This window comes from Pseudomonas fluorescens (genome assembly GCF_902497775.2).
In the GTDB taxonomy this organism is placed as follows: Bacteria; Pseudomonadota; Gammaproteobacteria; order Pseudomonadales; family Pseudomonadaceae; genus Aquipseudomonas; species Aquipseudomonas putida_F.
The window spans coordinates 1,169,543-1,183,991 of record NZ_OZ024668.1 but is presented as its reverse complement, the minus strand read 5'-3'; the positions used below and the strand labels follow the sequence as shown (position 1 = coordinate 1,183,991).

The following is a 14,449-nucleotide window of genomic DNA, read 5'->3' as shown; positions in this document are numbered from 1 at the left end:
CAGGAAGATCACTGGCGGGAAAACCCCATGATACCTGAAAGCATCGCGGGGCAAGCCCGCTCCCACAGCCAAGGTGGGAGCGGCGGTGCGGCGATCCGACTTGCCCCGCGATTGCCCCATCAATGGGCGAAAATCGAACCGCCCTGCTTGCCCGCCATTTTCTCCGGTTTGATCAGGAACCGCGCCAGCGCCGGCAGCAGCCACAGCGCACCGAACATGTTCCACAACAACATGAAGGTCAGCATCAGGCCCATGTCGGCCTGGAACTTGATCGCCGAGAAGATCCAGGTGCACACGCCGATGGCCAGGCACAGGCCGGTGAACAGCACCGCCTTGCCGGTGGATTTGAGGGTCTGGTAGTAGGCTTCCTGCAACGGCAGCCCGGCGCGCAGGAAGCTCTCCAGGCGGCTGTAGATGTAGATGCCGTAGTCCACGCCGATGCCCACGCCCAGTGCCACCACCGGCAGAGTCGCGACCTTGACGCCGATGCCCATGTAGGCCATCAGGGCGTTGCCCAGCACCGAGGTCAGCACCAGCGGCAGGACGATGCACAGGGTCGCGGCGAAGGAGCGGAAAGTGATCATGCACATCACCGCCACGCAGATGTACACCAGGATCAGGATGGTCAGCTCGGCCGACTTGATCACTTCGTTGGTAGCCGCCTCGATCCCGGCGTTACCGGCCGCCAGGAGGAACTCCAGGCCTTCCTTGTTGTGGGTGTCGGCAAATTCCTGCACCGCCTTGACCGCGCGGTCGAGGGTCTCTGCCTTGTGGTCGTTGAGGAAGATCAGCACCGGCGCCAGCGAGCAGTCGGCGTTGTACAGGCCGTCAGCGCGGGAGATCGAGCTGTTGAGCACATCGGGGTTGCGCGACAGGCTTTCCCATTTCAGGTTGCCCTCGTTCATGCCCTTGATCATCTGCTTGGACACGGTCACCAGGGAGATCGCCGACTGCACCCCCGGGGTGTTCTCCATCTTCCACATCAGTTCGTCGATCGGCGCCATGGTCGAGTGCACCGAGCAGCCTTCGGTCGGGGTCTTGACCATCACCACCAGCACGTCGGAACTGGTCGAGTAGTTGTCGATGATGAAGGCGTTGTCCTGGTTGTAGCGCGAGTCCGGACGCAGCTCCGGTGCGCCCTGGTCGAGGTCGCCGATCTTCAGGTTCTGGCTGTACCAGAGGCCGCCGCCGAAGGCCAGCAAGGCCAGGACGATGGACACCGGCGCCACCTTGGCGCTGGCAAAGTTGGACAGCAGGCGCCAGAACGGATGCTCGCGGGTGGCGTCCTTCTTGCTGCGCTCGATGGCCTTCTTGCTGATACCGACATACGAGATGGCGACCGGCAGCAGGATCAGGTTGGTGAAGACGATCACCGCCACACCGATCGAAGCGCCGATGGCCAGTTCGCGGATCACGCCGATGTCGATGATCAACAGGGTAATGAAGCCCACGGCATCGGCCAGAATGGCGATCATCCCCGGCAGGAACAACTGGCGGAAGGTCCGCCGTGCCGCGGTCAGGGCGTTGTCGGCGTCACTGGACTGCAAGGCGATGCCGTTGATCTTCTGCACCCCGTGAGAGATGCCGATGGCAAAGATCAAAAACGGTACCAGCATCGAGTACGGGTCAAGGCCGAAGCCCACCGCATGCATCAGCCCCAGTTGCCAGACCACCGCCACCAAGGTGGTGATCAGCACGGCGATGGTGCTGCGAATGCACCAGGTGAACCAGTACAGCAGCACCCAGGTGATCACCAGGGCGATACCGAAGAACATCGCCACCATCATCAGGCCGTCGATCAGGTCGCCGACTTTTTTGGCGAAGCCGACGATGTGCACCTTCACATTGGGGTTCTGCGCCTGGAACTTGTCGCGGATCTTCTCTTCGAGCTGATGGGAGAACTGCTGGTAGTCGAGCTTGACCAGTTTGCCCTGGTCCTGCGGGTCGGGGTAGGACTCCAGCAGCGGAATGTCGATGATGCTCGACTTGAAGTTGTTGGCCACCAGGCGCCCGACCTGCCCGGACTTGAGCACGTTGTTACGCAACTGGTCGAGGCTGTCGGCCGAACCGTTGTAGGTCTGCGGGATGACCTCGCCGCCGGCGAAGCCCTCTTCGGTGACTTCGGTCCAGCGCACGCTGGGGCTCCACAGCGACTTCAGCCCGGAGCGGTCGACGCCGGGAATGTAGAACACCTCGTCATGCACCTGACGCAAGGTTTCCATGTAGTCCTTGCTGAAGATATCGCCGTCGGTGGCCTCCACCGAGATGCGCACGGTGTTGCCCAGGTTGGCCAGGTCATTGCGGTGCTCAAGCATCTTCTCGATGAAGGGATGCTCGAGCGGGATCATTTTTTCAAAGCTGGTAGAAGGACGAATCTGCGTGGCCTGCCAGAACAGGAACACGCTGACCAGCAGGCAGATGAGGATCACCACCGGGCGGTTGTTGAAGATCAGGCGTTCGAGCAAAGTCGCCTTGTCCTGATGGTGTTGCTGCTGATTCATGTTGAACTGCTCCTGACGGGTCATGGCTGCACTCCTTCGGCGCCCTGGGCCGAAGCCAGGTGCACGCCACCCTGGCCTACCAGCACCAGGCGCCCTTCACTCAGCCCGCTGACGCCGGCCAGGGCGATGCGATCGGCCCGGTTGAACACGCTGAAGCTCTGGCCGTCGTCGCTGCTGCGCAGCACGCTGCCGCCATTGCCCACCAATACCAGGCTGCCATCATCGAGAAGCGTAGCGCTTGCCAGGCCAAATTCGAGGTTGCCGCGCGCGGCTTTCAATTCGATCTGTTGCCAGGTGTCGCCAAAATCGCTGGAACGGTAGAGGTTGCCGCGCAAACCATAGGCCAGCAGGGTTCGTGGCTGGGCGGTGCCGGTGACGCCGAACAGCGAGCCTTCATAGGGGCCTTCGAGCTTTTCCCAGGTCTGGCCGTCGTCGCTGGAGCGGAACATGCTGCCCTGTTCGCCAACGATGAACAGGCCGGCGTCTTTTACGGCGGCGATGCCGTTGAGGTGAAACTGGTCTTCGTTGTGCAGGCGCTCGCCGACATCGTTCCAGCGCTTGCCACCGTCGGTGGTTTCCAGCAATGCGCCATACGCGCCCACGGCGAAGCCGTGCTGAGTGTCCCTGAACCAGACATCGAGCAGCGGCGCTTCGCGCGCCAGGTCTTCGAACTGTTTGCTCCAGGTGACGCCACCATCAGTGCTGGCGAGGATCTGCGCATCGTGGCCGACGGCCCAACCGTGCTTGTCGTCGACGAAATAGACCGCAGTGAGCAGTTGCCGGGTCGGCACCTTGGCTTGGGTCCAGGTCGTGCCCTGGTCATCGGAAAACAGGATATGGCCGCGATCACCCACGGCGACCAGGCGTGCACCGGCCTTGGTGACGTCCAGCAACAGGCTTTTAGCCGCCTTGGACGATTCGGTGGAGTAGACATCGGTTTGCGCGGTTGCGGCTTCGGCCGTGTTGGCCAATAGCCCGATCGCCAATACCAGCAAGCCGCTGGCGGCCAATGCCCATGGGCGACTGCCGGCTTTACGCGCAGCACCGCCGAGACCCGCCATGACAGGCTCAGTCATAGATCTATCCCCCGGTTATTGTTATTTGGGTCAATCTATATGCAGGTACTGCAAAAACCTTGTTCCAGAGCCCCGCAATAGCTGAGAGCCATCCTATCGGGGTTTGCAAAGGGCTGACAACGAACGGGACGTTATCTTTTGTTAAGCGGGGGAATTGCGGGGAAGCAATCGCGGGGCAAGCCTGCTCCTACAGGAGCGGGGCTTGACCCGCGATAGGGCCATCAAGCCAGGCTCTTGCTCACAACTTCATACACATCGCTGGACAACGAACCCGACGCCAGAATCCGCTCCAGCTCGGCCTTCATCAACGCCTGACGGGCGCTGTCGTACTTGCGCCAGCGGGTCAGCGGCGCCAACTGGCGCGAGGCGATCTGTGGGTTGAGTGCGTTGAGCTCGATCACCAGGTCCGCCAGGAAGCGATAACCCGAACCATCGGCGGCGTGGAAGTTGACCAGGTTCTGCCCGGCGAAGGCACCGACCAGGGCGCGGACCTTGTTCGGGTTCTTCATCGTGAACGCCGGGTGCTGCATCAGTGCCTTGACCCGTGCCAGGCCGCCCGGCAGGGTACTGGCCGCCTGCACGCTGAACCATTGGTCCATGACCAGCGGGTTGTCCTTGAAGTGCTCGGCAAAGCTTTCCAGGGCCGTGGCCCGCTCGGCTTCGAACGGCGAGTTGACCAGCACGGCCAGGGCGGTGAGACGCTCGGTCATGTTGTCACAGGCGTCGAACTGCTCCAGGGTCGCGGCCAGTACTTCAGGCTTGGCGCTGAGCATCAGGTACGACAGCACGATGTTCTGCAGGCTGCGACGGGCAAAGTGCTCGGCTTCGGCGACATACTCGGTGCCACGGGACACCGCACGGTTGGCCTGGTAGCGTGCGTTCAAGGCATCGAACAGCTGCTCGGCGATCTGTTTGCGGGCAAATTCGCGGGCGGCATGAATAGCATCGACGTCGGCCACTTCGCTGATTTCGGTGAGGTAGGCCTCACTCGGCAGCGAGAGCATTTCGGCGACCATGGCCTGGTCCAGTTGCTCGTTGGCCAGCACCGTGCCCAACGCAGTCACCAGGCGCTGGTCCAGAACCAGCTTGGCGCCCTGCTGGTGCTGGGCGATCAGCTCCTGCAGCACCTGTACCGACAGTTGCTGGCCGGCTTCCCAGCGGTTGAAACCGTCGCTGTCGTGCTGCATGAGGAACATCAGCTGGTCGCGGTCGTAGGGGAAGCTCAGCTTGACCGGGGCACTGAAGCCACGCAGCAGGGAGGGCAGCGGCTTGGCGGCAATGCCTTCGAAGGTGAAGGTCTGCTCGGCCTCGGTCACCGACAGCACCCGCGAGGTGCCAACCGCAGCCGCTTCGCCTTGCAGGCGCAGGGCAATGTCGTTGCCCTGGGCATCGAGCAGGCCCAGTTCCAGCGGGATCACGAACGGCTTCTTCTCGACCTTGTCCGGGGTTGCCGGGCAGCTCTGGCGCAAAGTCAGGCTGTAGGTCTGCGCGGCGCTGTCGTACGCCTCGCTGACCGCCAGGCGCGGCGTACCGGCCTGGCTGTACCAGCGCTTGAACTGGCTCAGGTCGACGCCGTTGGCATCTTCCATGGCCTTGATGAAGTCGTCGCAGGTCACGGCCTGGCCATCATGGCGCTCGAAGTACAGGTCGCTGCCTTTGCGAAAGCCCTCGGCGCCGAGCAGCGTGCGTACCATGCGCACCACTTCCGAACCTTTCTCGTACACGGTCAGGGTGTAGAAGTTGGAGATCTCGATGAAGCTGTCGGGGCGTACGGCGTGGGCCATTGGCCCGGCGTCTTCGGCGAACTGGTGGGTGCGCAGGTAGGCGACGTCCTCGATGCGCTTGACCGTGCGCGAGTTCATGTCGGCGCTGAATTCCGAATCACGGAACACCGTGAAACCTTCCTTGAGCGACAGTTGGAACCAGTCGCGGCAGGTCACGCGGTTGCCCGACCAGTTATGGAAGTATTCGTGGGCGACCACCGCCTCGACCCGCTGGTGGGCGGCGTCGGTGGCGGTTTCGGCACGGGCCAGCACGCAGCTGGAGTTGAAGATGTTCAGGCCCTTGTTTTCCATGGCACCCATGTTGAAGTCGTTGACCGCGACGATCATGAAGATGTCCAGGTCGTACTCGCGGCCATAGACTTCTTCGTCCCAGCGCATGGACTTCTTCAGGCTGGTCATGGCGTGCTGGCACTTGTCGATGTTTTCCGGCTCGACATAGATGCGCAGGGTCACGTCACGGCCCGACTGGCGGGTGAACTTGTCTTCGACGCACCACAGGTCACCGGCAACCAGGGCAAACAGGTAGGCCGGTTTCATGAACGGGTCTTCCCAAGTCGCCCAGTGCCGGCCGTCTTCCTGCGGGCCCGTACCGACCGGGTTGCCGTTGGACAGCAGCACCGGGTAGCGATGCTGCTCGGCGATCACCGTGGTGGTGAACTTGCTCATCACGTCCGGGCGGTCGAGGTAGTAGGTGATCTTGCGAAAACCCTCGGCCTCGCACTGGGTGCAGAACATGCTGCCGGACTTGTACAGGCCTTCGAGGGCGGTGTTGCGCTCGGGGTGGATCTTCACGCTGGTGTCGAGGGTGAAGGTCGCCGCCGTCGGCTGCACGGTCAGGTGGCTGTCGTCGAGCTGGTAGGCGCCTGCGTTCAGCACCTGGTCGTCCAGGGCGACGCTGAGCAGCTCCAGCTGCTGGCCGTCGAGCACCAGCGGCGGCAGGCCGGCACCACGGGCCGGGTTGCGGCGCATGACCAGCTGCGCGTGGACCAGGCTGTGGTCCTCGAACAGTTCGAAGGTCAGGTGCGTCTCGTCGATCAGGTATTCGGGGGCCTGATAGTCCTTGAGGTAGATCACTTGCGGCTGTTCGGTACGCATGTGGCGGTCCTTTTTTACTGATGCACGGCGAGCTGGTACGCCGTGTATTTGCGAATATTGATCACGCCGGTGTCGAAGATCAGGTACTGGCCCTTGATGCCCAGCAGCGTGCCTTCAGCCACAGGATTCTTGTCCAGGTTGAAACTGACGATCTTGCTCGGGTAGGCCTCGACCGGGTAGCGGATTTCCAGGACCTCGGCGTCATTCAGCGGCTGGATCGCCTGCAGGCCGAAGCGTGCCTGCAAGGCGCTGAAGCCCTCGGCGCAGCTGTCGAACAGTTGCTGGCGCACGGCAAGCAGGTCGACCGCCTCGGCATCGCCCTTGAGCAAGGCGCGCCAGTTGGTGCGGTCGGCCACCTGGCTGCGGAACAGGTCTTCGACCAGGCCCGATTGCTGACGGGTGGCAACCCGCACGATCGGCAAGGCCTGGCTTGCGCCCTGGTCGAGCCAGCGGGTAGGCAGTTGGGTCGCACGGGTGATGCCGACCTTGATACCCGAGGAGTTGGCCAGGTACACCACATGATCGGTCATGCAGAACTGCTCGCCCCACGAAGGTTCGCGGCAGGTGCCCTGATCGTAGTGGCATTTTTCCGGGGCCATGATGCACACGTCGCACTGCGCAAGCTTGGTCATGCACGGGTAGCAATAACCCTGGCTGAAGCTGGTCTTGGTCTTGCGCCCGCAGTGGCTGCAATGGATTGCACCGAGGTATTCCAGGCGCACGGTCTTGCCGATCAAGGGGTTGACCGGTACTTCCTGCTCGCCCAGACGAAAAGCGTACTGCACCACCGGCGCTTCGAGACGCGCCGACATTTTGCTGATGGAGCCGCGGCCGAGTTCGATCAATGGATCGCATCCGACTTGAACAGGATGTTTGGCACTGGCGCCGACTTCGAGCTGCACTCCTGCGGGCCCATGTAGCCGGTACGCTGGTCTTCCGGCAGGTTCTGCAGCTCCCAGGCGATTACTGCCTGCAGCGACAGCTCTTTCTGCTCGGTGGTGAGCTTGCGCCCGTCTGCCCATTTGCCCAGTTCTACGGCCAGCTTCAGGCTTTGGTAGATTTCCGGGGTGATGTTTTCAATCATTTGCGCAAAAGTGGACATAAGGTCTCCCAAAATCAAGCGGTCAGTTTACGCCGGGCCAACGCCCCGCCCAAGAGCCCACTGAGGCAACCGACCAACAGCCCGCCGACATGGGCGGCGTTGGCGATCTGGCCGAAGCCGAGCAGGCTGATCAATCCGGACAGGCACAGCAGCAGCCAGACCAGCATCATCACCAGCACGCCACGCGGCATGCGATACACCGGGTTGGGCGCCAGCCATTGGTACAGCCAGACATGCCCGAGCAAACCGTAGAGCACCCCCGACAGGCCGCCGAACAGGCTCGGGCCGCCAAACAGGTACTGGGCGGCGTTGGACACCAGGCTGAACAGCAGGGTCAGGCCGAGCAGGTTCCACGGGCCCTGGCGCAGTTCGATGCGCCGGCCCAGTTCCCAGTACCAAAGGCCGTTCATGGCCAGGTGGAGGATGCCGAAATGCACCAGCATCGGCGTGAACAGGCGCCACCACTGGCCATCGGCAAGGCTGGCGGCCAAGGGGGTGAAGTACAGGTAGTCGCCCTGCACGCGAAAATCGAGGAACGTCAGCCAGCTCAAGGTGGCGAAATTGTCGCCAAGGCCGGTAAGGCCGGCAACGATCAGGCACAGCAGCAGGATCGCCGCCGTGGCCTTGCTGGCGCGCAATTGCTCGCCAATGCTCGGCCGCGCCGGTGCGGCCAAGGCGGTGTCGGCCGGCAGTTCGAACTCGGCATTGCCCTCGGGAAAACGCTGGTACAACTGACGCACGTCTTCGGCAAGATTCTCGGCCACCCACAGCACTTGGTCGCCGCCCTCCTCGCTGACCCGGTGCGGCACCTGCAGGCGCCGCAACAGGCCGACAAAGCCGCTGAGATCGGTACTCAACGGCATGCGTAATACCACAACAGCAGTCATTGGCTGGCCTCCGGCCGGTCGACATCGACCCAGACGAACTTGCGCGGGTCGATGCGGGTTTCAGCATCCAGGCGGTAAGCGACCAGTTTGCCGTACAGCACCGCACTGTAGTCCAGGCAGGCCAGGTTGGCGCGGATCGGCGCCGGTTTGCCGCTGCGCCAGTAATGCCCGACGAACAGCATCGGTTCGTCCTCGCTGTAGCGCAGCAAGGCGTTCTTCTGGCTGTGGCTGAGCGGCGCGTTGGCCACCTGCTCGGGCAGTGCATCGGGCTGGAAGACGATATCGCCGTAGGTCTGCGGGTCTTCTTCCCAGAACTTGGTGCGGAAAAACGCGCGGGTCAGGCCGTCGCCACCGGTCAGGGTCAGGCCGTCCGGCAGGCGCATGTCGGTACCGCGCAACAGGCGGTTGCAGACCGTGGCGGCAAAGCTTTCCGGCACGGCCGAGGCCTGGATGAAATGCTCGTCGATGCGCCCGTCCGGGTACTGCTGGCGCAGCGGGTCGATCAGGCGCGCGTCCCAGCAGGCGTGCACCAGGCGGAAACGCCCGGCGTCGATGAACAGCGGTAGCTCGTAGAACCACTCGAGAAAATCATGCCAGTCGCCCGGATGCTGTTCGAACTGGGTCAGGGTCTCGTAGATCAGCCGCCCGTGGCGCGGAGTGTGCTCGCGCACGTAGTGCTTGCCGCTCTCGGGCAGGGCCGGGGTGTTCCAGCCCAGGGCGTTGTACTCGTGGTTGCCCATGATGCAGTAGGCCTGGCCAGCATCGACCATGTCATGGACGATGTGCAGCGCTTCGCGAATCCGCGGGCCACGGTCGATGATGTCGCCCAGAAACAGCGCCTGGCGCGACGGATGACGCCAGACGCCGCCCTGGCGCTGGTAGCCAAGGGCGTCGAGCAGCCGTTCGAGGGTGTGTGCACAACCGTGCACGTCACCGATCAGGTCGAAACTGCGAGCGGGATCGAGCATCACTCGCCTCCACCACCCAGGCGGCTGCCCCAGCCGAGCTTGGTCCGGCAGACCTCATAGTAATTGTGATCCAGCGGGTGGATCAGACGCAGCTTCTGCGGCTTCTTGTTCACCGTGATGGTATCGCCGGGGGCGCAGGTGAAATGGTTCTGGCCGTCACAGGAAATCTGCGGGTAGATCTGCAGGTCCTTGGACACGACGATTTTCAGCTCGCTGTTGCCGTCGACCACGATCGGCCGCCCGGACAGGGTGTGCGGGTACATCGGCACGATGACGATGGCGTCGAGCTTGGGGTGCATGATCGGCCCGCCCGCCGACAGCGCGTAGGCGGTCGAGCCGGTCGGGGTGGCGACGATCAGGCCGTCGGCTTTCTGGCTGCAGACGAACTGGCCATCGATGTAGATCTCGAACTCGATCATCCGCGTCGACTTGCCCGGGTGCAGCACCACATCGTTGAGGGCGTCGCCCTGGCCGATGGCTTCGGCGTGACGACGGACTTCGGCCTGCAGCAGGAAGCGGTTTTCCACCAGGTAGTGGCCGTCGAGCACCTCGGCGACCTTCACCTCCAGCTCATCGGGGCGAATGTCGGTCAGAAAGCCCAGGCTGCCGCGGTTGATGCCCAGCACCGGAATGTTATGCCGGGCCAGGGCGCGGGCGGCGCCGAGCAGGCTGCCGTCGCCACCGACGACGATCACCAGATCGCAGACTTCACCCAGCAGCTTGCGGGTCGAGGTCTGCAGGCCATGGCCGGGCAGGACTTCGGCGATGGTGTCCTCGAGGATGACGTGCAGATGCCGCTCCAGCAGGAATTTTTTCAGTCGGCGAATGGTATCGAGCACCTGGGAGCTGCCCAGCCGTCCGATGATACCGATATTGCGAAATTGCTCCATGGGGCTCCAGGGCTCTGCGGCGGGTAAAAAGGCGATGCTCGCCAAAGAGTTCGATTATGGGCGAAAGCGCCGGGCAGCGGCAAACCCCGGAGAAATTCAGCAAGCGCACAGGCTGAGCGGCTATGCTCGCTGAATGAACCCGTTCCCCAGCCTGACCGACCTGCCCTGCCAGTTGCACCAGCCCCAGGTGCGCGACCTGGCTTGGGTCATTCTTGCGCCGCCGATGCTGCGCGATACGCCGTGGCCGCAGCGTCATCCGCTGGCGGCCAGCCGCTGGGTGGCCGAGCCTGAACAACTGCGCCAGTGGCTGCTCGAGCAAGACCGCGACAGCCACGCCCTGCTGCACTGGCTGGCCCAGGCCAGCACCCGGCGCCTGGGGCTGTACTACGAACGTCTATGGCAGTTCGCTCTCCAGCATGCTCCCGGCGTGACCCTGCTGGCCGCCAACCTGCCGATCCGCAATGGCGGGCACACCCTGGGCGAGCTGGACCTGTTGCTGCGCGACAGCGACGGCGTGCACCACCTGGAACTGGCGATCAAGCTGTACCTGGGGCCGCAAAACGGCCCGGGGGACAACCCGGCGCAGTGGCTGGGGCCGGGGTGCCATGACCGTCTGGACCGCAAGCTTGCGCACCTGGCCGAGCATCAACTGCCGATTTCGGCCCGCGCGGAAAGCCGCGACGCGCTGGCGGCGCTGGAGATCGAGCAGTTCAGTGCACAGTTGTGGCTGGGCGGTTACCTGCTTTATCCCTGGCCGGGGCAGGCGCAACCGCCGCAAGGAGCGAATCCGCAGCATCTGCGTGGGCGCTGGTTGCACCAGCGCGACTGGGCGGCGTTCCGGGCCCAAAGCGCGCCCGGTCGCTGGCAGCCGTTGCCGCGCCATGCCTGGCTGGCGCCGGCCTGTTACCCGGCGCAGGACTGCTGGTCGGTGCAGCGCTTCGAGACCTGGTTGCAGGCGCTGGACCCGCTGGCGCCAGCGCAGTTGCTGGTGCGGCTGGTCGCGGGTGAGCGTGGCGAGTGGGAGGAAGCCGAGCGGTTGTTTCTGGTCTCGGACTTATGGCCGAACCTGCCAGGGTGACGGGTTTTGCGCCTGCTGCGCAGGCGATCGCCGGCAAGGCCAGCTCCCACAGGTTGTGGGAGCCGGCCTTGCCGGCGATGAAGCCAGCCCTAAACCACAGTCAACCGCAGCGCCAGCGCCACCAAGGTCAGCAACAACACCGGCACCGTCAGCACAATCCCGACCTTGAAGTAATACCCCCAGCCAATCTTCACCCCCTTGCGCTCCAGCACATGCAACCACAAAAGCGTCGCCAGGCTGCCAATCGGGGTGATTTTCGGCCCCAGGTCGCTGCCGATCACGTTGGCGTAGATCATCGCCTCCTTGACCACACCCGTGGCGGTACTGGCATCGATCGACAAGGCGCCGATCAGCACCGTTGGCAGGTTGTTCATGATCGACGACAGCACGGCAGTCAGCAGCCCGGTGCCCAGCGCCGCGCCCCACACCCCGCCCGCGGCAAAACCGTCGAGCCAGCCGGCCAGGTAGTCGGTCAGCCCGGCATTGCGCAGGCCGTAGACCACCAGGTACATCCCCAAGGAGAACACCACGATATGCCAGGGCGCCTCCTTGAGCACCTTGCGCGTGGAGATTTTGTGCCCGCGTGCCGCCACCAGCAGCAACACCAGTGCACACACCGCCGAAATCGCGCTGATCGGAATGCCCAGCGGCTCCAGGGCAAAGCAACCCAGGAGCAGGATCAACAACACCAGCCAGCCGGCGACAAAAGTCGCCGGGTCCTGCACCACGCTGCGCGGCGCATCCAGTTGCAGCGGATCATAGTCAGCCGGGATGTCCCGACGGAAGTACCACAACAGCACCGCCAGGGTCGCCGCCACGGCGACCAGGTTGACCGGCACCATCACCGCCGCATAGCGGTTGAAGCCGATGCCGAAGAAGTCGGCAGAGACGATGTTGACCAGGTTCGACACCACCAGCGGCAAGCTGGCCGTGTCGGCAATGAAGCCCGCGGCCATGACGAAGGCCAGGGTCGCCGCCGGGCTGAAGCGCAGGGCCAGAAGCATGGCCACCACGATCGGGGTGAGGATCAGCGCCGCGCCGTCGTTGGCAAACAACGCCGACACCAGCGCCCCCAACAGCACGATGTAGCAGAACAGCCGCCGGCCACTGCCGCGTCCCCAACGCGCCACATGCAACGCCGCCCAGGCGAAGAAGCCGGCGGCATCGAGCAACAGGCTGATGATGATCAGGGCGATGAAAGTACCGGTAGCGTTCCAGATGATCTGCCAGACCACCGGGATATCGCTCCACTGCACCACCCCGCAAAGCAAGGCCAGCAGCGCCCCGCCCGTGGCACTCCAGCCGACGCCAAGGCCTCGGGGCTGCCAGATCACCAGGGTAATGGTCAGCAGGAAAATCAGTGATGCCATCAGCATGAAGTACAAGCCTTGCAGATTAGAGTGGGTACAAGCGCCGGATTCTAGCGACAGATCAAGGTTGCCGTGATGAATTTCTGCTGCAATGCCCGGGTAACCGGCTGGCAAGCGGTTACAGTTAGCTGACTGCGCCAGAAGAGCGCGGATTTCGACCTGATGATGAGGAACACCCATGACTTTGAGCCAAAACCAGGCCCGCTACGGCGGTCTGTCGATAGCCCTGCACTGGCTGATGCTGGTGCTGCTGGCGGCGGTTTACGCCTTTATCGAACTGCGCGGGATGTTTCCCAAGGACAGCGCCGAACGCGCCTTGATGAAAGACCTGCACTTCATGCTGGGCCTGAGCGTGTTCGTGCTGGTCTGGCTGCGCCTGGCCCTGCGCCTGGGTCGCCCGACCCCGCCGATCATTCCGGCGCCACCGGCCTGGCAGACAGGCCTGGCGCACCTGATGCACCTGGCCCTGTACCTGCTGATGATCGGCCTGCCGCTGGCCGGCTGGCTGCTGCTCAGCGCCGCCAACAAGCCGATCCCGTTCTACGGTTTCGAGCTGCCGGCGCTGGTCGCCCCGGACCCGGACCTGGCCAAGTTCATCAAGGGCTGGCACGAGCGCATCGGCACCTGGGGCTACTGGCTGATCGGCCTGCATGCCGTGGCCGGCCTGTTCCATCACTACGTGCAGCGCGACAACACCTTGTTGCGCATGCTGCCGCGCAACAACTAGGCAAAACCGCGGCGGCCCTGCAGGCCGCCGCTGTGCAGGAAGATCAGCCGGGTGCCGGCGGCAAAGGCCCCGGCTTCGACTTCCCGGCGCAGCGCCAGCAAGGCCTTGGCGGTGTACAGCGGTTCCAGCGGCATGCCAGTTTCAGATTCGCAGTCGGCCATAAAGGCCAACAGCCCGTCATCGACCTTGGCAAAGCCGCCACGGCAGGCCTCATGCAAGCGGTAACCGCCCTTGCCGACCAGCGCTTGCACAGCCTCGGGCACGCCATGATCCAGCGGCACGGCCAATGCGCCATGGACCTCGTGCCTGCCTGCTTCCGCCAACACCATCCCGGCCAGGGTGGTACCGGTACCGGCCGCCAGCCACCAGCCGTGATAATCCGCCCAGCCCAGCGCCGCCAATTGCGCTTGCGCCTGCTCGACGATCAAGGCGCAGCCCTTGGCGCCCAAGGGCCCGCCCCCACCTTCGGCGACACATTGCCAGCCTGGATACAGCGCCTGCCAGGGCTGCCAGAAATCCGGCTGATGACGCTCGCGATAACCGCCATACCCCAACCAATGCAGCTGCATGCCGAAGGCCTGCAGGTCGCGCACGGTCGCTGTGTCCTGGGCATGGCCACGCAACAGGCCAGCGGTGGCAAAACCAAAGCGCTTGCCGGCCGCCGCCAGGGCATGCAGGTGATTGGAATGGGCGCCGCCGAGGCTGATCACCCCGGGCGCACCTTGGGCCTGGGCGAGGCGCAGGTGTTCGAGCAGCTTGAACCACTTGTTGCCGCTGATCAGCGGGTCGATCAGGTCCAGGCGCAACACCGCCAGCTCCACGCCATGGGCGCGCAGCCAGCTCAGGGGCAAGGGTTGCAGGGGTGCGAGGGGAAGGTCGTCGAATCTGCCGATCATGGGCGGGGCACAACAGGGCTGCCAGGGCCGCGCAGTGTAACAGCGCGACGGGCCCGGCAGCCCGCCGCGCTGCGC

At 64.0% G+C, this 14,449-nt stretch carries 12 protein-coding genes; 2 read left to right on the top strand and 10 right to left on the bottom strand.

Annotated elements, in window-relative coordinates; genetic code table 11:
• Positions 1 to 119 precede the first annotated feature (119 nt).
• From F8N82_RS05580 to F8N82_RS05545, 8 genes are all read right to left on the bottom strand, one after another.
• Positions 120 to 2,501, bottom strand: coding sequence for an efflux RND transporter permease subunit (locus tag F8N82_RS05580; RefSeq protein WP_038999230.1), 2,382 nt, complete (start codon positions 2,499 to 2,501; stop codon positions 120 to 122).
• A gap of 20 nt (positions 2,502 to 2,521) precedes the next feature.
• A complete protein-coding gene (locus F8N82_RS05575) occupies positions 2,522 to 3,577 on the bottom strand; it encodes a WD40/YVTN/BNR-like repeat-containing protein (RefSeq protein WP_080764698.1) in 1,056 nt (351 codons plus the stop codon).
• Between the two features lie 221 nt (positions 3,578 to 3,798).
• On the bottom strand, positions 3,799 to 6,456 hold the full coding sequence (pepN, locus tag F8N82_RS05570) for an aminopeptidase N (RefSeq protein ID WP_038994222.1): 2,658 nt from the start codon (positions 6,454 to 6,456) through the stop codon (positions 3,799 to 3,801).
• Positions 6,457 to 6,470: 14 nt separating this feature from the next.
• The gene (locus F8N82_RS05565; RefSeq protein WP_038994221.1) at positions 6,471 to 7,301 is read right to left on the bottom strand and encodes a DUF2797 domain-containing protein; all 831 of its coding nucleotides are present in this window, start codon (positions 7,299 to 7,301) and stop codon (positions 6,471 to 6,473) included.
• The gene (locus tag F8N82_RS05560) at positions 7,298 to 7,558 is read right to left on the bottom strand and encodes a YeaC family protein (protein WP_038994220.1); all 261 of its coding nucleotides are present in this window, start codon (positions 7,556 to 7,558) and stop codon (positions 7,298 to 7,300) included. Before F8N82_RS05560 ends, F8N82_RS05565 begins: the two co-directional genes overlap by 4 nt.
• 14 nt (positions 7,559 to 7,572) lie before the next feature.
• A complete protein-coding gene (locus F8N82_RS05555) occupies positions 7,573 to 8,445 on the bottom strand; it encodes a rhomboid family intramembrane serine protease (RefSeq protein WP_038994219.1) in 873 nt (290 codons plus the stop codon).
• Positions 8,442 to 9,416, bottom strand: coding sequence for a metallophosphoesterase (locus F8N82_RS05550; protein WP_191626720.1), 975 nt, complete (start codon positions 9,414 to 9,416; stop codon positions 8,442 to 8,444). The genes F8N82_RS05555 and F8N82_RS05550 overlap by 4 nt, the downstream gene beginning before the upstream one ends.
• Entirely contained in the window at positions 9,413 to 10,303 is an 891-nt protein-coding gene (locus tag F8N82_RS05545; protein ID WP_010223281.1) for an NAD(+) kinase, read from the bottom strand. The genes F8N82_RS05550 and F8N82_RS05545 overlap by 4 nt, the downstream gene beginning before the upstream one ends.
• 133 nt (positions 10,304 to 10,436) lie before the next feature.
• On the opposite strand from F8N82_RS05545, the gene F8N82_RS05540 reads away from it, so the two are divergent.
• Positions 10,437 to 11,381, top strand: a complete 945-nt coding sequence (locus F8N82_RS05540) for a DUF1853 family protein (RefSeq protein ID WP_038994217.1) — start codon at positions 10,437 to 10,439, stop codon at positions 11,379 to 11,381.
• A gap of 89 nt (positions 11,382 to 11,470) precedes the next feature.
• On the opposite strand, the gene F8N82_RS05535 is transcribed toward F8N82_RS05540, so the two are convergent.
• The gene (locus F8N82_RS05535) at positions 11,471 to 12,757 is read right to left on the bottom strand and encodes an arsenic transporter (RefSeq protein WP_038994216.1); all 1,287 of its coding nucleotides are present in this window, start codon (positions 12,755 to 12,757) and stop codon (positions 11,471 to 11,473) included.
• Positions 12,758 to 12,929: 172 nt separating this feature from the next.
• Between F8N82_RS05535 and F8N82_RS05530 the strand changes: the two genes are divergently transcribed.
• Positions 12,930 to 13,478 carry a cytochrome b gene (locus tag F8N82_RS05530; protein ID WP_052251397.1) on the top strand — a complete coding sequence of 183 codons (549 nt, stop codon included), beginning with the start codon at positions 12,930 to 12,932 and terminating at the stop codon, positions 13,476 to 13,478.
• Here the strand turns inward: F8N82_RS05530 and F8N82_RS05525 are convergent.
• Positions 13,475 to 14,374, bottom strand: a complete 900-nt coding sequence (locus tag F8N82_RS05525; protein WP_038994215.1) for a 1-aminocyclopropane-1-carboxylate deaminase/D-cysteine desulfhydrase — start codon at positions 14,372 to 14,374, stop codon at positions 13,475 to 13,477. The two genes, F8N82_RS05530 and F8N82_RS05525, sit on opposite strands and share 4 nt — an antisense overlap.
• Between the last annotated feature and the right edge of the window lie 75 nt (positions 14,375 to 14,449).

Bases quoted from the DNA above. Each gene is read 5' to 3' on its own strand.
- F8N82_RS05580 (WP_038999230.1), bottom strand. From the start codon at position 2,501: ATGAATCAGCAGCAACACCATCAGGACAAGGCGACTTTGCTCGAACGC.
- F8N82_RS05545 (WP_010223281.1), bottom strand. From the start codon at position 10,303: ATGGAGCAATTTCGCAATATCGGTATCATCGGACGGCTGGGCAGCTCC.
- F8N82_RS05560 (WP_038994220.1), bottom strand. From the start codon at position 7,558: ATGTCCACTTTTGCGCAAATGATTGAAAACATCACCCCGGAAATCTAC.
- F8N82_RS05575 (WP_080764698.1), bottom strand. From the start codon at position 3,577: ATGACTGAGCCTGTCATGGCGGGTCTCGGCGGTGCTGCGCGTAAAGCC.
- F8N82_RS05555 (WP_038994219.1), bottom strand. From the start codon at position 8,445: ATGACTGCTGTTGTGGTATTACGCATGCCGTTGAGTACCGATCTCAGC.
- F8N82_RS05535 (WP_038994216.1), bottom strand. From the start codon at position 12,757: ATGCTGATGGCATCACTGATTTTCCTGCTGACCATTACCCTGGTGATC.
- F8N82_RS05525 (WP_038994215.1), bottom strand. From the start codon at position 14,374: ATGATCGGCAGATTCGACGACCTTCCCCTCGCACCCCTGCAACCCTTG.
- F8N82_RS05540 (WP_038994217.1), top strand. From the start codon at position 10,437: ATGAACCCGTTCCCCAGCCTGACCGACCTGCCCTGCCAGTTGCACCAG.
- pepN (WP_038994222.1), bottom strand. From the start codon at position 6,456: ATGCGTACCGAACAGCCGCAAGTGATCTACCTCAAGGACTATCAGGCC.
- F8N82_RS05530 (WP_052251397.1), top strand. From the start codon at position 12,930: ATGACTTTGAGCCAAAACCAGGCCCGCTACGGCGGTCTGTCGATAGCC.